Source organism: Salmonella sp. NW38 (assembly GCF_051807745.1).
Classification (GTDB): domain Bacteria; phylum Pseudomonadota; class Gammaproteobacteria; order Enterobacterales; family Enterobacteriaceae; genus Salmonella; species Salmonella enterica.
In genome coordinates this window covers 118,700-136,947 of the sequence record NZ_JAMMTO010000010.1, presented here as the reverse complement: position 1 = coordinate 136,947, position 18,248 = coordinate 118,700, and the positions used below count along the sequence as shown (strand labels likewise).

The following is an 18,248-nucleotide window of genomic DNA, read 5'->3' as shown; positions in this document are numbered from 1 at the left end:
CGTAATCCGGGGTCAATTACAAATCATCCAGGAAAGTTTTATCCAGTTGTTTGAAGGCGCGCTTAAGCGTGTCAGCTAATGCCTGGTAATCCGGCTTTCCTTCTACCGGCGCCAGCGCTTGTCCAGCCTCCTGCAATTTACCGCGAACTTCGTAAAACCAGTTAAGGATTGAAGGCGGCAACGGCGTCACGGAACGTTTCCCTAACCACCATAATCCCTGCATAGGCAAGCTCAGGGCGAACAGGGCGGTCGCCACGGCCGGACCTAACTGACCGCCCAGCGCTATCTGCCAGCATAATGTAAAAACGGCGACAGGCGGCATAAATCGTATGGCATAGCGCGTCATACGAATGACGCGGTTTTCGACGAAAACGGGCGCCAGCCGTTTTTCCATCGGCCACGTCTTCGCGTAGTGCTGCCCCCGGCGAAATAAGCTAAAAAAATTTACGGAGCGATTATCCGGTGTCGACATGGCCTACCTCAACTTCACATATAAAATTTAAAAAATTTGTGCAAAACAACAACTGCGAGGGACAACGTTCAAAACATTTTGTCTTCGATACCCACTATCAGGTATCCTGTGTCGGCCTGTCAAAGGCCGGTAGTTTAAAATCATTGAGTCGTCAATATTACACATAGTATGCCATTGGCTGAAAAATACGCAAAATGGCATAGACTCAAAGGTATTTCTTCCATCATGCCCAAAAAAACTCCTGCGCATGATGTTAATCATAAATGTCAGGGCTATCATGCGCTACGCTCTATGGCTCACTGACGTTTTTTTAGCCACGTATCATAAATAGGTACTTCCATGTCGAGTAAGTTAGTACTGGTTCTGAACTGCGGTAGTTCTTCACTGAAATTTGCAATTATTGATGCAGTTAATGGTGATGAATACCTTTCTGGTTTAGCCGAATGTTTCCATCTGCCAGAAGCACGCATCAAATGGAAAATGGACGGCAGTAAACAAGAAGCGGCTTTAGGTGCAGGCGCCGCTCACAGTGAAGCGCTGAACTTTATCGTTAACACTATTCTGGCACAAAAACCAGAACTGTCTGCGCAGTTAACTGCAATTGGTCACCGTATCGTACACGGCGGCGAGAAGTATACCAGTTCCGTAGTCATTGATGAGTCCGTCATTCAGGGCATCAAAGATTCCGCCTCTTTCGCACCGCTGCATAACCCGGCTCACCTGATTGGTATCGCCGAAGCGCTGAAATCTTTCCCGCAGCTGAAAGATAAAAACGTTGCAGTATTCGACACCGCCTTCCATCAGACCATGCCGGAAGAATCTTACCTGTATGCCCTGCCGTACAGCCTGTATAAAGAACACGGCGTTCGTCGCTATGGCGCACACGGCACCAGCCACTTCTATGTAACTCAGGAAGCGGCAAAAATGCTGAACAAGCCGGTAGAAGAACTGAACATTATCACCTGCCACCTGGGCAACGGCGGTTCTGTTTCCGCTATCCGTAACGGTAAATGCGTGGATACCTCTATGGGTCTGACCCCGCTGGAAGGCCTGGTCATGGGTACCCGTTCCGGCGATATCGACCCTGCGATTATCTTCCACCTGCACGACACTCTGGGCATGAGCGTGGATCAGATCAACAAAATGCTGACCAAAGAGTCCGGTCTGCTGGGTCTGACTGAAGTGACCAGCGACTGCCGTTATGTTGAAGACAACTACGCCACCAAAGAAGACGCTAAACGTGCGATGGACGTTTACTGCCACCGCCTGGCGAAGTACATCGGTTCTTACACCGCTCTGATGGACGGTCGTCTGGATGCAGTCGTGTTCACCGGCGGTATCGGTGAAAACGCCGCGATGGTTCGCGAACTGTCTCTGGGTAAACTGGGCGTGCTGGGCTTTGAAGTCGACCACGAACGTAACCTGGCGGCCCGCTTCGGCAAATCTGGTTTCATCAACAAAGAAGGTACCCGTCCGGCGGTGGTGATCCCAACCAACGAAGAACTGGTTATCGCGCAGGACGCGAGCCGTCTGACTGCCTGATTTGACACCGCCAGCCTCGCTGGCGGTGCTGTTTTGTAACCCGTCTCCAAAAGACGGTAACGAAAGAGGATAAACCGTGTCCCGTATTATTATGCTGATCCCTACCGGAACCAGCGTCGGCCTGACTAGCGTCAGCCTCGGCGTCATCCGTGCTATGGAACGCAAAGGCGTTCGTCTGAGCGTCTTTAAGCCTATCGCCCAGCCTCGCGCTGGCGGCGATGCGCCTGACCAGACCACCACTATCGTTCGCGCGAACTCTACCCTGCCGGCGGCTGAACCGCTGAAGATGAGCCACGTTGAATCTCTGCTCTCCAGCAACCAGAAAGACGTGCTGATGGAAGAGATCATCGCGAACTACCATGCGAATACCAAAGACGCGGAAGTGGTGCTGGTTGAAGGTCTGGTTCCGACCCGTAAACATCAGTTCGCTCAGTCTCTGAACTATGAAATCGCGAAAACGCTGAATGCGGAAATCGTTTTTGTCATGTCTCAGGGGACCGACACGCCAGAACAGCTGAACGAGCGTATCGAATTGACGCGCAGCAGCTTCGGCGGCGCGAAAAACACCAACATCACCGGCGTTATCATCAACAAACTGAATGCGCCGGTTGATGAACAAGGCCGTACTCGCCCGGATCTGTCGGAGATCTTTGACGACTCTTCCAAAGCACAGGTGATCAAAATCGATCCAGCTAAACTGCAGGAATCCAGCCCGCTGCCGGTTCTGGGCGCGGTGCCGTGGAGCTTCGACCTGATTGCGACCCGCGCTATCGATATGGCGCGTCACCTGAACGCCACCATCATTAACGAAGGCGATATCAAAACCCGCCGCGTTAAATCCGTCACGTTCTGCGCGCGTAGTATTCCGCATATGCTGGAACATTTCCGCGCAGGCTCGTTGTTAGTGACCTCCGCTGACCGTCCGGACGTACTGGTCGCAGCTTGCCTGGCCGCGATGAACGGCGTAGAAATCGGCGCCCTGCTGCTGACCGGCGGCTATGAAATGGACGCGCGCATTTCTAAACTGTGCGAACGCGCATTCGCCACCGGTCTGCCGGTCTTTATGGTGAACACCAACACCTGGCAGACTTCACTGAGCCTGCAAAGCTTCAATCTGGAAGTCCCGGTTGATGACCATGAGCGCATTGAGAAAGTTCAGGAATACGTCGCGAACTACGTTAACGCTGACTGGATCGAGTCGCTGACCGCCACTTCCGAGCGTAGCCGTCGTCTCTCTCCGCCGGCGTTCCGCTACCAACTGACTGAGCTGGCGCGTAAAGCCGGTAAACGCGTAGTGCTGCCGGAAGGCGACGAACCGCGTACCGTCAAAGCGGCGGCAATCTGCGCTGAACGCGGCATCGCCACTTGCGTACTGCTGGGCAACCCGGATGAAATCAACCGCGTCGCGGCATCTCAGGGCGTTGAGCTGGGCGCAGGTATTGAAATCGTCGATCCGGAAGTGGTGCGTGAAAGCTATGTCGCTCGCCTGGTTGAGCTGCGTAAGAGCAAAGGCATGACCGAACCGGTTGCCCGCGAGCAGCTGGAAGACAACGTGGTGCTCGGCACGCTGATGCTGGAGCAAGACGAAGTCGACGGTCTGGTTTCCGGCGCGGTTCATACCACCGCCAACACCATCCGTCCGCCGCTGCAGCTTATTAAAACGGCGCCGGGTAGCTCCCTGGTCTCTTCTGTGTTCTTTATGCTACTGCCGGAGCAGGTTTACGTTTACGGCGACTGCGCAATCAACCCAGACCCGACTGCAGAGCAGCTGGCAGAAATCGCGATTCAGTCTGCGGATTCCGCCATTGCCTTCGGCATCGAACCGCGTGTGGCAATGCTCTCCTACTCCACCGGCACCTCTGGCGCAGGCAGCGACGTAGAGAAAGTACGTGAAGCGACGCGTCTGGCGCAGGAAAAACGTCCTGACCTGATGATCGACGGTCCGTTGCAGTACGACGCCGCGGTCATGGCTGACGTCGCGAAATCCAAAGCGCCGAACTCGCCGGTTGCGGGTCGCGCTACCGTGTTCATTTTCCCGGATCTGAACACCGGTAACACCACCTACAAAGCGGTGCAACGTTCTGCCGACCTGATCTCCATCGGGCCGATGCTGCAGGGTATGCGCAAGCCGGTGAACGACCTGTCCCGTGGCGCGCTGGTTGACGATATCGTCTACACCATCGCCCTGACGGCGATCCAGGCTTCTCAACAGCAGCAGTAACAGTAAAAGCTAATGCCGGATGGCGGCGTGAACGCCTTGTCCGGCCTACAGGTGAAATACCGTTGTAGGCCGGATAAGACGCGTTAGCATCGCCATCCGGCATTCTGCTATTTACCCTGCAAAGCGGAATTTTTTGCTTAACTGCGCTGCATCAATGAATAACTATTCCCTTCTTCTCATACTTAGCCTCTTTGCTTTGCAACAGGGATAGTCTGTCATGTCTGTCGTTACAGAATCAAAAACAGCCAGAAAATGGGCAATGCCCGATACGCTGGTCATCATCTTTTTTGTCGCCATTTTAACCAGTATCGCCACCTGGGTCGTCCCCGTTGGGATGTTTGATAGCCAGGAAGTGCAGTATCAGGTCGATGGCCAGACAAAAACCCGCAAAGTCGTCGACCCGCACTCTTTTCGCATTGTGACCAATGAGGCCGGGGAAGCGCAGTATCATCGCGTACAATTTTTCACTACCGGCGATGAAAGACCAGGACTGATGAATTTTCCGTTTGAAGGGTTAACATCCGGATCGAAATTCGGCACGGCCGTCGGCATCATTATGTTTATGTTGGTGATTGGCGGCGCATTCGGCATCGTGATGCGTACCGGCACCGTGGATAACGGCATTCTGGCGCTTATTCGCCACACGCGGGGCAACGAAGTCCTGTTTATTCCGGTGCTATTTGTCCTCTTTTCGTTAGGGGGCGCCGTATTTGGCATGGGCGAAGAGGCGGTCGCCTTTGCAATTATCATAGCCCCGCTGATGGTCAGGCTGGGCTATGACAGCATTACCACCGTCCTGGTGACCTATATCGCCACCCAAATTGGCTTTGCCAGTTCGTGGATGAACCCTTTCTGCGTAGTCGTCGCCCAGGGGATTGCCGGCGTGCCGGTACTTTCCGGCTCCGGGCTGCGTATTGTGGTCTGGATTGTCGCCACGCTGATTGGGCTGGTTTTTACGCTGGTCTACGCCTCACGCGTGAAAAAGAATCCGCTGCTTTCCCGCGTCCACGAATCCGATCGCTATTTCCGCGAACAGCAGGATGAAGTCGTCCAGCGCCCTTTCACCTTCGGTGACTGGCTGGTACTGCTGGTCCTGACCGGCGTAATGATTTGGGTCGTCTGGGGTGTGATTGTCCACGCCTGGTTTATTCCGGAGATCGCCAGCCAGTTTTTCACCATGGGCGTGGTGATCGGCCTCATCGGCGTTATCTTCCGCCTCAACGGTATGACGGTCAACGTGATGGCGTCCTCATTCACCGAAGGGGCGAGGATGATGATCGCGCCCGCCTTGCTGGTGGGTTTTGCCAAAGGCATTCTGCTGCTGGTCGGCAACGGCGAAGCCGGGGAACCCAGCGTGCTCAATACGCTGCTTAACAGTATCGCGCATGGCATCAGCGGGCTTAATAATGCTATCGCCGCCTGGTTTATGCTGCTCTTCCAGGCGGTATTTAATTTCTTTGTCACGTCCGGTTCGGGTCAGGCGGCGTTAACCATGCCATTACTGGCGCCGCTCGGCGATCTGGTCGGTGTTAACCGTCAGGTGACTGTTCTGGCCTTCCAGTTTGGCGATGGCTTCAGCCATATTATCTATCCGACATCAGCCTCGCTGATGGCCACGCTGGGCGTGTGCCGGGTCGATTTTCGCAACTGGCTGAAAGTGGGGGCGTCGCTGCTGGGACTACTGTTTATTATGTCCAGCGTGGTCGTCATTGGCGCGCAGATGATGGGATATCATTGATCCAAAATGCCGGATGAGCATCAGCGCCATCCGGCAATATCGCCATGATTAAAGCAGTGATTTCGCGGCTTCTACAATCGCTTCGGCGGTGAGTCCGTACTCTTGTTGTAAGAAATCCTGCGTTCCTACCTGCCCATAACGCTCTTTGACGCCAACACGGCGCATCGGCACCGGACAGTTTTCCACCAGCACTTCCGCCACCGCTGACCCCAGTCCATTATGGATGCTGTGGTTTTCACACGTGACGATACGCCGCGTTTTTTCCGCGTAGTTTTTCACCAACATGCGATCGATAGGCTTTAAGGTGAACATATCAATGACTGCGGCGCTCACGCCTTCCTGCTCCAGTTGGCGCGCCGCCTCCAGCGCCTCCGCCACCATAATGCCGTTGGCGATAAGCGTAATATCATCGCCCTCGCGCAGTACGTTGCCCTTGCCAATGGTAAAGGTAGAGCCTGGCGCATAGATACTCCGCGCCTGCTTACGGATGGTACGCAGCCAGTAAAAACCGTCCAGGTCCATTAGCTGGCGTAAAATATCCGCGAACATCACCGCATCCGTCACCTCCAGTACTACGGAGTGCGCCAGCCCGCGAACAATGCCCATATCTTCAAAAGACATATGGGTGCCACCGTTATGGCACGCTGTCACTCCGGCATCGGAGGCGATCACTTTGACGTTGTTACGCTGATAATCCAGCGCCATAAAGAGCTGATCAAAACAGCGACGGCTGGCAAAAGCGGTAAAGGTATGCACAAACGGTTTACGACCGGTCAGCGCCAGCCCCGCCGCAGTGCCAATCACATTCGCCTCCATAATACCGCAGTTAATGACATGCTGCGGGTAGTCACGCGCCACGCTGTCCATCGCCATTGAGCTCATTAAATCAGCCTCAAGCGCAATAATTGGGCTTCCGGCCTCAATCTGCCCGGCGACAAAACCGGCGTAAACTTTGCGCATTTCGATATCGTCTTTAAGCCCTGCGGGCGCAAGCTTAATCATGCATGACCTCCAGTTGATGAATGGCCTCATTGAGCGTCTGCTTCATGCCATCCGTCAGGCGTAAGTGGTGAGAATTCGTTAACTGCTCCAGGCATGGCACCCCCTGCCCTTTAATGCTGTCAAGGATCACAACCCGTGGCTGGGCATCGGCGGGCGGCACAGGCTGAACCACCGCCAGTAGTCCGGCGATATCATCGCCTTTGACAGTGACGACATCGAAACCAAACGCGCGGAATTTCCCTTCCAGATCGAATGGATTGATAATCTCCTCCAGCTCACCGTCAAGCTGCTGTTTGTTCCAGTCAATGAAAACGGTCAGATTATTCAGACGATGGTGGGCAATAAACTGAAACGCCTCCCAGCACTGCCCTTCATTGAGCTCCCCATCACCGACAATGCAAAATACCCGGTTGGGTCGCCGCGCCAGTTTATGCGACAAAGCCATTCCGCCCGCAATAGAGATGCCCTGTCCCAGTGAGCCGGTCGTGGCGTCCACGCCGCGCGTTTTTAGCCGATCCGGATGGCTGGGAAGACGGGTGCCGTTCTGGTTAAGCGTATTCAGCTCTTCGAGCGGGAAATAGCCTTTAATCGCCAGGGTACTGTACAACGCGGGGCCCGCATGGCCTTTCGACAGCACGAAGTAATCGCGCTCCGGCCAGTCCGGGTCGGCAGGGTCGATTTTCATCACCGCGCCGTACAGAACCGCCAGAGTTTCCACTACCGACATGCTGCCGCCATAGTGACCAAAGCCAAGATGGTTTAAGGATTTGAGCGTGGCGACGCGAATGTCGCGCGCCAGTTGGGTGATTTCGGTTACGTTCATTCTTTCGCTCCGCTATTTTCCTGCACTTCGGCAGTCGCTTTTTTGTTTTTGGCCAACACGTTGTACGCCACCAGTAGCGCGAATAGCGCCACCACCAGCCCCGTGATAGCCATCGGCGACAGATAACGCGCCAGGTTACCCAGCAAAATACCGATTACGCCAAAGTCAGCATCCGAGAACGTGGTATTGGCGAAGCCGATCGCGCCGAGAACCGGCAGTAACAGCACTGGCAGGAAAGTGATTAATAGACCATTAGCAAATGCGCCGATCATCGCCCCGCGGCGACCGCCGGTGGCATTGCCAAAGACGCCTGCGGTCGCGCCGGTAAAGAAGTGCGGCACAACGCCTGGCAGGATCAACACAAGCTTCATCTGTCCAAGCAGGAACAACCCCACCAGCCCACCGAGAAAACTGAACAGGAAGCCAATCAGTACCGCGTTAGGGGCATAGGGATACACCACCGGGCAGTCCAGCGCCGGACGCGCGTTTGGCACCAGTTTTTCTGAAAATCCGGTAAAGGCCGGAACAATTTCCGCCAGAATCAGACGGACGCCTTGCAGAATGATGAATACGCCGGCGGCGAAGGTGATTGCCATGATGATGGCGTACACCAGATAGTTTTGCCCGCCGCTAAACGTCGCTTCGACATACTCACGCCCTGCGCTGACTGCCATGATCAGATAGATAATCATCATGGTCAGCGAAATCGAGATAGAACTGTCGCGTAAAAAACTGAGGTTTTTCGGCAGGTTCATCTCTTCCGTGGAGCGGGAGCCTTTACCACACAGGCTGCCAATCCAGCCGGAAAGCACATATCCCAGGGTACCGAAGTGACCAAACGCAATGTCATCGGTACCGGTAATCCGCCTCATATAACGTTGGGCCAACGCCGGGAAGAAGGCCATCACCAGCCCCAGGATCAGCGATCCGGTGAAGACCAGCCCTACGCCCTCAAACCCCGCCACGGTCAGGATTACGCCAATCATACAGGCCATGTAAAAGGTGTGATGCCCGGTCAAAAAGATATATTTAAGACGCGTAAAGCGCGCCACGACAATATTGGCCACCATACCAAATGCCATAATTAACGCCGTGGACGCGCCATATTTTTCCAGCGCGATTGAAACTATCGCTTCATTATTAGGAATAATGCCCTGAATATTAAAAGCGTGTTCAAACATACCCCCTAGCGGGTTTAATGAACCCACCAGTACGGTTGCGCCACCGCCAAGCACAATAAAACCTAAAATAGTTTTAATCGTGCCTTTTACCACATCAGAAAACGCTTTTTTCTGCGCCACCAGACCAATCAGCGCAATTAACCCTACAAGCACCGATGGCACTTTTAAAATATCAACAACAAAATTCAGCGTTTCAAGGATAAACATATCCACCTCGCCAGCAATAATTATTGTTTAGCGAACCATGCGCGCAGCTGCGTTTCCAGTTCGTTGATGTCGATGATGTTATTGATCACCACCAGTTGGCTTTCCGGTACGCTAGCGCTGGCCGCAATATCTTTGGCCATTACAAAAAGATCGGCGGCCCCGGGCGTGGCCGATGAGAGATCGGAGTGTTCCACTTCAGCGTCAATATTGAGTTTCTTTAATACTTTTTTAATGTTCATTTCTACCATAAAACTACTACCCAGGCCGGAACCGCAAATTGCCATGATTTTCATTATTGTCACCTTTTAAAAGTAGAGTTGGTCTGCATCACGCACGGGCGTAATGTTATTTACCGCAAGAAAATGGAATAAAATCAGAAACGGTCAATAATCGTTTTAATGTCCTCCAGGTTTTTTGCCTGATGTAATTTTTCCATATCTACATCACTGGAAAATAATTCCGCCAGCGCCGATATCATTTCGATATGACTGTGCTTATCAGGCGCCGCCAGCATAATAATGATGTCAACCGGATCGAATTCGTCTGCGCCAAATGAAACGCCGCGCTGTAGTTTCAGTAACGATAAACCTAACCCTTTCGCCCCCTCTTCCGGCCTCGCATGCGGCATCGCTAACCCTGGCGCTAATACATAATACGGCCCAAGCTTTTGGTGCTGCTGAACAATCGCCGTAATGTATTCCGGTGCGATAACACCTGCGTCCAGCAGGGGTTTGCCGCAAATTTCCAGCGCCTGCGGCCACGTTTCCACGCTCTCCTGTAGCGTGATGGTTGCGTCAGATAACCAGGTTCCCAGCATGTTATTCGCCCCCACGGTGTATGAAATTATGAACAAACTTTATTCAAGCCATTCGATATTAGCTGCGATCGTTATCACAAAGATAGCGCTACCAGCGACTATTACTCAGAATTGTGATAGCGCTATCAAATTAAAATCATGGTGTGAAATCACAGCAAAAAAGCGGATTTAAGGCGTATACTGCCAATTATGCGAAGCAAAGAACGACAATAAAAAAGCATCTCAACATGTTGTAATGACGCAGGAATTTGTATGTCGATACCCCGTAAACGGCGCAGTACCGGTAAAGTGACTATCGCCGATGTAGCCCAACTTGCCGGTGTAGGCACGATGACCGTATCACGAGCCTTACGCACGCCGGAACAGGTCTCTGATAAACTCCGGGAAAAAATCGAAGCGGCAGTGCATGAGCTGGGCTATATGCCTAATCTCGCCGCCAGCGCGCTGGCGTCTGCCTCCTCGCACACCATCGCGATGGTCGTACCGAACCTTGCGGAAGCGGGGTGTTCTGAAATGTTCGCCGGGCTGCAACAAATTTTACAGCCCGCTGGCTACCAGATTATGCTGGCGGAATCGCAGCATCGCGTGGAACAAGAGGAGAAGCTGCTCGAAACGCTGCTGGCCTCCAACATTGCCGCGGCGATTCTGCTTAGCGTCGAACATAGCACTACCGTGCGCCAGTGGCTGAAAAATGCCTCTATCCCGGTGATGGAGATGGGCGCGATTCGCAGCGATCCTATTGATATGAATATCGGTATTGATAACGTTGCGGCAATGTATGAGCTGACGGAAATGCTGATTCAGCGCGGTTATCAGAATATCGGGCTGCTATGCGCCAATCAGGAGCAGTGGATTTTTCAGCAACATCTGCACGGCTGGTACAAAGCGATGCTTCGCCACCATATGTCGCCAAACCGGGTGATTAATGCCGCCTTGCCGCCCAATTTTTCTACCGGCGCGTCGCAACTGCCGGAGTTTTTACTGGCGTGGCCGGAGCTGGACGCGCTGGTATGCGTATCGGATGAGCTGGCCTGCGGCGCGTTATACGAGTGCCAACGACGGCGGATCAAAGTTCCGGACGATTTAGCGGTGGTCGGGTTTGGCGATAGCGATGTCAGCCGGGTCTGCCAGCCGCCGTTAACCACCATGGCCGTACCGCACCGTAAGATTGGCAGTGAAGCCGGACGGGCGCTGTTGGAAAGGTTAAATCAGGGAAACTGGAGCGATCGAAAATCCATCGCCTCCAGTTTATGTATGCGGGAAAGCTGCTAAAACGCTTATTCCGTCTCTTCCGGTTTCTCCTGGAGCGCGGCTTCGTTTTTGGCGTTGCGGGTCATCCACAGCGCCAGCGCTTTGAGCGAGTCCGGCGTAAACTCATCACAGCGCGCGGTGATCTCCTCCGGAGTCAGCCAACACACTTCGCTGACTTCATCTTCCTGAAGCGCGAAAGGCCCGTGGGAAACGCAGCTAAACAGAGCGCCCCAAACCCGGCAATGTGGGTCTTCAAAGTAAAACAGACCGTGTTCGGCAAACGGCACGCCTGCAATACCCAACTCTTCTTCCGCTTCGCGGCGGGCAGATTCCAGTAGCTGCTCATCAGCCTGGACCACGCCGCCTGCGGTAGCATCTAACATACCGGGCAAAAAATCTTTTGTTTCGGTACGACGCTGCACCAGAATTTTACCCATACCATCATGAACGACGATATACGTCGCACGATGCCGTAAGCGTTGCGCACGCATCTGTTCCCGGCTGGACTGTGCAATGACTTCATTGTCTTCATTCACAATATCCACCCATTCCGTACTTGCCAAACGACGCTGTTCCACCATCAGGAAACCTTCTTATTTCTGGCGCTCTTACGGCGCATTTACGTTTGTGAGGTAAATTACGAGTTAATTGCAACCTGCGCAATGATACTTTGATCATTGAGTGCGATTACGCTCAACACATTATCATCCAGAATACCGTAGCTTGCCGCATACCCGCCTTTCGGGATGCTCACTGACCCAGGATTAAAGTGATACAGTCCTTCCTGCTGTTGCGCCACCGGCAGATGCGTATGACCATAGACCAACACATCGCCAGTATGCAGAGCGGGCAGATTCGTCGGCCCGAAGAGGTGCCCATGCGTTAAAAATAGCCGCCTCTCTTGCGTCAATATTTGCTGCCACGGCGCAGTTATCGGGAAATGCAGCAGCATCTGATCCACTTCGCTATCGCAGTTGCCGCGCACGGCAATGATTTGCGTCGCCACCGCGTTCAGGCGTTCGGCGACCTGGGCGGGCGCATAGCCTTCAGGCAGCGCATTTCGCGGCCCGTGGTTAAGGACGTCGCCTAATATCACCAGCCAACGCGCGCCGCTTTGCGCGAACCGCTCAAGCACGCGTTCCGTGGCGGGTAAAGAACCATGAATGTCCGATGCGAACATCAGTTTCATCGCTCACTCCTCGTTGTGAAAAACGGCGTTATGATACTGGAATATGAATAGATTTTCAGCCTGAACGCTTCGAGGAAAGCGCAATAAAACGCTGTACGGAAGCACGCTGCCACTGGAATGTCGCATATGCCGCCAGCGATGCCGGCACGTCATCGCCATGCAGCGCCAGACGATTGATCATCAATGCCAGATCGGTATCGGCAATGCACCATTCACCAAATAAATTTTGCGTCCCCTGCCCCAATAGCGCTTCAGCCGTCGCAAACAGTTTTGCCGCACTGGCTTTTCCAGCCTCGCTTAGCGGCGCTTTTTTCGCCCCGGCAAACACCACGTCGGTAGGCCGTTCTTCGCGAAGCGGCAGTAAATCGCTGCGTAGCCACGCCTGAATCTGTCGCGCGCGGGCGCGTTTTTGTAAATCGTGCGGGTAGATACGCTCCCACTGCGGCGGCGCGAAACGCTCCTCCAGGTATTCCGCAATAGCGGACGACTCGCTCAGCTCAAAATTGTCGGCCTCAAGCACCGGTACGCGCTGCGTCAGCGCATATCCCCGCCAGCCAGGTTGCAGATGTTCTCCCTGGTCCAGATCGCGGGTTTTCAGAGTAAAGGAAAGCCCTTTTTCTTGTAATGCCACCCAAGCGGACAAGACGTAGGGAGAGAAAAAGTTCGCATCCGACCACAGCACAATAACAGGCTTACTCATAATGTCCTCTTGAGGGCGTATTAAGTTTCTTCCCAAAATATAGCGTCTTTCGCCTGCTGTCACCTGATGAAAACTCACACACATCAGGAGGCTTTCTATACTTAATTCAGCCCAGACTCTTTACGCACATGCAGGAGCCAAAATGATTGACCTTTACTACGCCCCCACGCCCAACGGGCATAAAATAACGCTGTTTCTGGAAGAGGCGGAGCTGGCGTATCGTTTGCTAAAAGTAGATATCAGCAAGGGCAATCAGTTTCGCCCTGATTTTTTGGCTATCTCTCCCAATAATAAAATTCCTGCCATCGTCGATCACGCCCCGGCAGACGGCGGTCAACCGCTTAGTCTTTTTGAATCCGGTGAAATTCTTCTCTACCTGGCGGAAAAAAGCGGCAAACTGCTTAGCGGGGAGCTGCGTGAACGCCATACCACACTGCAATGGCTGTTCTGGCAGGTCGGCGGGTTAGGGCCGATGCTGGGCCAGAATCATCACTTTAACCATTTTGCGCCGCAGGCCATCCCCTATGCGATTGAACGCTATCAGGTTGAAACGCAACGCTTATACAACGTCCTGAATAAACGCCTGGAAACCTCCCCGTGGCTGGGCGGCGACCACTACAGTATTGCGGATATCGCCAGTTGGCCGTGGGTTAACGCACATCAGCGTCAGCGAATCGATCTTGATACCTACCCGGCGGTGTATAACTGGTTTGAACGCATTCGCACGCGTCCTGCGACAGCGCGCGCACTGTTACAAGCGCAACTGCACTGTAACAGTACGAAAGCGTAACGCGGTAGCATACATCATGTATGATGTAGAGGTGTATACACGGAAAAAACCTGCGTCCGGCACCCTTATTCGTATTAAAAACCTGACATTAGGGAAGAGGAAATCCTCCCTACTCTGGAGGTCATATGCAGATTCTGATTACCGGCGGTACGGGCCTGATAGGGCGTCATCTCATTCCCCGGCTGCTAACACTGGGGCATCAGGTGACGGTCGTTACGCGCAATCCCGATAACGCGCGTCAGATTCTCGATTCCAGAGTGACATTATGGAAAGGGCTGGCGGAACGTGAGCACCTCAATGAGATTGATGCCATCATCAATCTGGCGGGCGAACCGATTGCCGACAAGCGCTGGACGTCGCAACAAAAAGAACGGTTGTGCCAAAGCCGCTGGGCTATCACGCAAAAGTTGGTGGATTTAATTCATGCCAGCGCAACGCCGCCCTCGGTGTTGATATCCGGCTCCGCCACGGGCTATTACGGCGATCTGGGCGACGCTGTCGTCACTGAAGATGAGCCGCCGCACAACGAATTTACGCATAAACTTTGCGCCCGCTGGGAACAGATTGCCTGTCGTGCGCAGAGCGACCAGACCCGCGTCTGCCTGCTGCGTACCGGCGTTGTCCTGGCGCCGCAAGGCGGGATTCTGGGGAAAATGGTTCCGCCGTTTCGCCTCGGGCTCGGCGGTCCGGTGGGTAATGGTCGACAATATCTGGCCTGGATTCACATCGACGATATGGTCAACGGCATCCTGTGGCTGCTGGATAACGATCTTCGCGGTCCCTTCAATATGGTCTCGCCGTATCCCGTCCATAATGAGCATTTTGCTCATGCGCTGGGTCGCGCGCTGCGCCGTCCGGCGATTATTCGCATTCCGGCGACGGCAATTCGCTTATTGATGGGAGAGTCGTCAGTGCTGGTGCTGGGCGGACAGCGGGCGCTGCCAAAACGGCTTGAAGCCGCCGGATTCGCATTTCGCTGGTATGATTTAGAAGAGGCGCTGGCGGATGTGATTCGCTAGTTCCCAAAGCGCCGTATCCTGCCCGGTAAGCGATGCGCCGCCGGGCCTCTTTTATTTCAGCGAGCCTTTCAGGAATTGCTGTAAACGCGGGCTTTGCGGATTGCCGAACACCTGCTCCGGATCGCCCTCTTCTTCAATTTTCCCCTGATGCAGAAAAATAACGTGCGAAGAGACATGGCGAGCGAAGCCCATTTCATGCGTGACCACCACCATCGTTTTGCCTTCTTCCGCCAGTTGTTGCATGATGCGCAACACTTCGCCGACCAGTTCAGGATCGAGCGCCGAAGTGGGTTCATCGAACAGTAAAACGTCAGGTTCCATCGCCAGCGCGCGCGCAATAGAAACGCGCTGCTGTTGGCCGCCGGAGAGATGGACGGGATATTTGCCCTGAGCGCGCTCATCAATCCCCACCTTCGCCAGATATTTCAACGCCCGCTCGCGCGCGTCGTGCTTGCTTAATCCCAGTACCTGAATCGGCGCTTCCATCACATTTTCCAGCACCGTCATGTGGCTCCAGAGGTTAAAGTGCTGAAACACCATCGTCAGGCGGGTACGCAACAAGCGTAGCTGATTTTTATCCGCCACTTTGAGCTGCCCGTCTTTGTCGCGCACCAGATTAATGTTCTGACCGTTCACGATAATCGCGCCTTCGCTCGGTTTTTCGAGGAAGTTAATACAGCGCAAAAAAGTACTTTTACCGGAGCCGGACGAGCCGATGATGCTAATCACATCTCCGGCGCGGGCCTGCAGCGATACCCCTTTCAGCACTTCATGACCGCCGTAGCGTTTGTGCAAATCGATAACGTGTAATTTATTTTCTGACATCATGTTACTCGAATTATTTAGAGGACACGTGCTGCAACCAGCGTCTTTCCGCCCGACGGAACAGGCTTATCAGGACATACGAAATGAGTAAATACAACACGGCGGCAATGCCAAACGCGGTAAACGGCTGGTAAGTCGCTGAGTTAATATCGCGGGCGATTTTCAACAAATCCGGCACCGTCGCGGTAAACGCCAGCGCCGTAGAGTGCAGCATTAAAATCACTTCGTTGCTGTAGGCAGGCAAGGCGATGCGTAATGCCGACGGCAAAATAATGCAGCGATACATTTTAAATGACGAGAAGCCATAGGCCCGTGCCGCTTCAATTTCACCGTGCGGTACCGAACGAATCGCCCCCGCGAAAATTTCCGTGGTGTACGCGCAGGTATTCAGCGTCAGCGCCAGTACGGTACAGTTCAGTCCGCTGCGGAAAAACGCGTTAAGAAGATCGGTGCCTTTGACTATCTCCAGCGTATACATCCCCGAATAGAACACCAGTAGCTGTACGTACAGCGGCGTGCCGCGAAAAATATACGTAAACAGCCAGATGGGAAAACGGATGAATTTATTACTGGAAACGCGGCCTACCGCCAGAATCACCGCCAGAAGACCGCCCATCACCACCGATGAAATTAACAACCACAGCGTAATCGCCACGCCGGTAAAACGATAGCCATCCGTCCACAGCAGGGATTTCCAGTACTCCTCAATGATCTCAATCACAAATCGGCCCTCTTCACGCCCACGGAATAGCGACGCTCAAGTAAGAGCAGCACACCATTGGAAACGGTGGTAAATACCAGGTAGATAAGTCCACAGACCACGGCAAAATAGAAAGGCTCCCAGGTGCTTTTACCGGCAAGCTGCGTGGCTTTGACGACATCTTCCAGGCCCAGCAGCGACACCAGCGCCGTCGCTTTGAGTATCACCTGCCAGTTATTGCCGATCCCCGGCAGGGCGTAACGCATCATCGCCGGGAACATAATCCGCCGGAAGGTTTGCCCGTGGGTAAAACCAAAAGCCGTCGCCGCCTCGATATGGCCTTTCGGCACCGCCATAAACGCGCCGCGAAAGGTTTCGGTAAAATAGGCGCCGTAGATGAAACCAAGGGTGATAATACCGGCCACCATCGGATCAATATCTATCTGGTCGATACCCAGCGAATCGGTCACCACGTTAAGCGCGATTTGCAATCCGTAAAATATCAGCAGCATTAAGACCAGATCCGGCACCCCGCGAATCAGGGTGGTGTACCCTTCAAAAATAAGCCCCGTTACCCGGTTTTGCGAAAGCTTCGCCCCCGCGCCGACGAGACCAATAAGCACGGCCAGCACAACGGAACTGAGCGCCAGTTCCAGCGTGACGATCGCGCCCTGTAAAATTACGCCTGAAAACCCGTACAACATGCAGCCTGTCCTGTTGTGTGTGGTGAAGTAAGAAGTCTCTTTTGCATTTTTGCCTCACATCACGCCGGATGGCGGCTGCGCCTTGCCCGGCCTACGATGCTCCCCGTAGGCCTGACACGCACAGCGCCATCAGGCAATGCAGACAGTCAACATTCTTTGGGCTTTATCTGCACCGACGGTGATTAACCGCCATAAACATCAAAATCAAAGTACTTTTTCGCCAGCTTTTCGTAAGTACCGTCAGCACGCATTTCAGCAAAGGCTTTGTTCAGCGCTTCGCGCAGCTCGTTATCCTCTTTGCGCAGCCCCATACCGGTTCCTACGCCGAATAACTTCTCATCTTTCACCGCCGGGCCGCCGAATTTATAGTCTTTTCCGACGGGCTGTTTAAGGAAACCTTCGCTGGCCGCGACCTCGTCCTGGAACGCTGCATCAATACGACCCGCCGTCAGATCGGAATAAATGTTGTCCTGCCCCTGGTAAGAGACGATCTCAATCCCTTTCGGCGCCCAGTGCTCATTGCCGAAGGTCTCCTGCGTCGTCCCCTGTAGCACGCCGACGCGCTTGCCTTTCAGCGACGCGACGGTCGGCTGAATATCAGAGTTCTTCGCCACCACCAGACGGGAATCAGCGGCGTAAAGCTTGTCGGTAAACGCGATTTCCTGCTGGCGCTTTTCAGTGATGGACAGCGAGGACATGATGGCATCAATTTTCTTCGCTTTTAAAGACGGAATCAGCGCATCCAGCGGGTTTTCCACGAACGTACACTGTGTGTTGATACGTTTGCACAGCTCTTTGGCCAGATCGATATCAAAGCCGACCAATTCACCTTGTGCATTTTTGGATTCAAACGGTGCGTAAGTTGGATCGGTACCGATACGAATCTTTTGTGGAATAGCGGCAAATGCTGCGGTAGCGCTGGAAAATGCCAGCACCAGAGAAAGGGATAACGCCAGTTTTTTCATAACTATCCTCAACAGACTGTCTTTCCAGGAGATCTTTACAGATCCGATGCGACTATCGTGCCATTAATCAGGCCGACAAGGCAAAGCATTCTACCTTGTCAG

Annotated in this window: 19 protein-coding genes; 6 read left to right on the top strand and 13 right to left on the bottom strand. The window is 53.6% G+C overall.

Going from position 1 to position 18,248, the window contains the following annotated elements:
• Window positions 1-16 precede the first annotated feature (16 nt).
• On the bottom strand, window positions 17-472 hold the full coding sequence (gene yfbV / locus NA624_RS17800) for a terminus macrodomain insulation protein YfbV (RefSeq protein ID WP_000106617.1): 456 nt from the start codon (window positions 470-472) through the stop codon (window positions 17-19).
• Between the two features lie 339 nt (window positions 473-811).
• Here yfbV and ackA point away from each other — a divergent pair, with 339 nt between their 5' ends.
• From ackA to yfcC, 3 genes are all read left to right on the top strand, one after another.
• A complete protein-coding gene (gene ackA / locus NA624_RS17795) occupies window positions 812-2,014 on the top strand; it encodes an acetate kinase (protein ID WP_000095689.1) in 1,203 nt (400 codons plus the stop codon).
• 76 nt (window positions 2,015-2,090) lie between these two features.
• The gene (gene pta / locus NA624_RS17790) at window positions 2,091-4,235 is read left to right on the top strand and encodes a phosphate acetyltransferase (protein WP_000086690.1); all 2,145 of its coding nucleotides are present in this window, start codon (window positions 2,091-2,093) and stop codon (window positions 4,233-4,235) included.
• Between the two features lie 217 nt (window positions 4,236-4,452).
• Window positions 4,453-5,973 carry a putative basic amino acid antiporter YfcC gene (yfcC, locus tag NA624_RS17785; protein WP_000117932.1) on the top strand — a complete coding sequence of 507 codons (1,521 nt, stop codon included), beginning with the start codon at window positions 4,453-4,455 and terminating at the stop codon, window positions 5,971-5,973.
• A 48-nt stretch (window positions 5,974-6,021) separates the two neighbouring features.
• Here the strand turns inward: yfcC and NA624_RS17780 are convergent, their stop codons facing one another.
• The 5 genes from NA624_RS17780 to NA624_RS17760 all read right to left on the bottom strand — a co-directional run bounded on the left by NA624_RS17780 (window position 6,022) and on the right by NA624_RS17760 (window position 10,003).
• Window positions 6,022-6,975 (bottom strand): transketolase family protein, encoded by a 954-nt coding sequence (locus NA624_RS17780; protein ID WP_000593026.1) that lies wholly within the window; start codon window positions 6,973-6,975, stop codon window positions 6,022-6,024.
• Window positions 6,968-7,798: a transketolase gene (locus NA624_RS17775; RefSeq protein WP_001103256.1), complete on the bottom strand. Its 831-nt coding sequence runs from the start codon at window positions 7,796-7,798 to the stop codon at window positions 6,968-6,970. The genes NA624_RS17780 and NA624_RS17775 overlap by 8 nt, the downstream gene beginning before the upstream one ends.
• On the bottom strand, window positions 7,795-9,186 hold the full coding sequence (locus NA624_RS17770) for a PTS ascorbate transporter subunit IIC (protein ID WP_001522266.1): 1,392 nt from the start codon (window positions 9,184-9,186) through the stop codon (window positions 7,795-7,797). Before NA624_RS17770 ends, NA624_RS17775 begins: the two co-directional genes overlap by 4 nt.
• 20 nt (window positions 9,187-9,206) lie before the next feature.
• Window positions 9,207-9,479, bottom strand: a complete 273-nt coding sequence (locus tag NA624_RS17765; protein WP_000699818.1) for a PTS sugar transporter subunit IIB — start codon at window positions 9,477-9,479, stop codon at window positions 9,207-9,209.
• 80 nt (window positions 9,480-9,559) lie between these two features.
• Window positions 9,560-10,003, bottom strand: coding sequence for a PTS sugar transporter subunit IIA (locus tag NA624_RS17760; protein WP_000901810.1), 444 nt, complete (start codon window positions 10,001-10,003; stop codon window positions 9,560-9,562).
• A gap of 252 nt (window positions 10,004-10,255) precedes the next feature.
• Here NA624_RS17760 and NA624_RS17755 point away from each other — a divergent pair, with 252 nt between their 5' ends.
• Entirely contained in the window at window positions 10,256-11,275 is a 1,020-nt protein-coding gene (locus NA624_RS17755) for a LacI family DNA-binding transcriptional regulator (protein ID WP_000026949.1), read from the top strand.
• Window positions 11,276-11,280: 5 nt separating this feature from the next.
• Here NA624_RS17755 and yfcD read toward each other — a convergent pair whose 3' ends face one another.
• Genes yfcD through yfcF form a run of 3 tightly spaced genes read right to left on the bottom strand, consistent with a single transcriptional unit; the run spans window position 11,281 to window position 13,143 of the window.
• Window positions 11,281-11,835, bottom strand: coding sequence for an NUDIX hydrolase YfcD (gene yfcD, locus NA624_RS17750; protein ID WP_000230214.1), 555 nt, complete (start codon window positions 11,833-11,835; stop codon window positions 11,281-11,283).
• Between the two features lie 56 nt (window positions 11,836-11,891).
• Window positions 11,892-12,443, bottom strand: a complete 552-nt coding sequence (gene yfcE, locus NA624_RS17745) for a phosphodiesterase (RefSeq protein WP_000772458.1) — start codon at window positions 12,441-12,443, stop codon at window positions 11,892-11,894.
• A 55-nt stretch (window positions 12,444-12,498) separates the two neighbouring features.
• Window positions 12,499-13,143 carry a glutathione transferase gene (gene yfcF, locus NA624_RS17740; protein WP_000043010.1) on the bottom strand — a complete coding sequence of 215 codons (645 nt, stop codon included), beginning with the start codon at window positions 13,141-13,143 and terminating at the stop codon, window positions 12,499-12,501.
• Window positions 13,144-13,285: 142 nt separating this feature from the next.
• On the opposite strand from yfcF, the gene yfcG reads away from it, so the two are divergent.
• On the top strand, window positions 13,286-13,933 hold the full coding sequence (yfcG, locus tag NA624_RS17735; RefSeq protein WP_000566563.1) for a GSH-dependent disulfide bond oxidoreductase: 648 nt from the start codon (window positions 13,286-13,288) through the stop codon (window positions 13,931-13,933).
• A gap of 125 nt (window positions 13,934-14,058) precedes the next feature.
• The gene (locus NA624_RS17730) at window positions 14,059-14,952 is read left to right on the top strand and encodes a TIGR01777 family oxidoreductase (protein WP_001166272.1); all 894 of its coding nucleotides are present in this window, start codon (window positions 14,059-14,061) and stop codon (window positions 14,950-14,952) included.
• Between the two features lie 51 nt (window positions 14,953-15,003).
• Here the strand turns inward: NA624_RS17730 and hisP are convergent, their stop codons facing one another.
• From hisP to hisJ, 4 genes are all read right to left on the bottom strand, one after another.
• Window positions 15,004-15,777, bottom strand: coding sequence for a histidine ABC transporter ATP-binding protein HisP (hisP, locus tag NA624_RS17725; RefSeq protein WP_001293591.1), 774 nt, complete (start codon window positions 15,775-15,777; stop codon window positions 15,004-15,006).
• Window positions 15,778-15,790: 13 nt separating this feature from the next.
• Window positions 15,791-16,498 carry a histidine ABC transporter permease HisM gene (gene hisM, locus NA624_RS17720; RefSeq protein ID WP_000569756.1) on the bottom strand — a complete coding sequence of 236 codons (708 nt, stop codon included), beginning with the start codon at window positions 16,496-16,498 and terminating at the stop codon, window positions 15,791-15,793.
• On the bottom strand, window positions 16,495-17,181 hold the full coding sequence (locus tag NA624_RS17715; protein ID WP_000965498.1) for a histidine ABC transporter permease HisQ: 687 nt from the start codon (window positions 17,179-17,181) through the stop codon (window positions 16,495-16,497). Before NA624_RS17715 ends, hisM begins: the two co-directional genes overlap by 4 nt.
• 182 nt (window positions 17,182-17,363) lie before the next feature.
• Entirely contained in the window at window positions 17,364-18,146 is a 783-nt protein-coding gene (gene hisJ / locus NA624_RS17710; protein WP_000731868.1) for a histidine ABC transporter substrate-binding protein HisJ, read from the bottom strand.
• Window positions 18,147-18,248 lie beyond the last annotated feature (102 nt).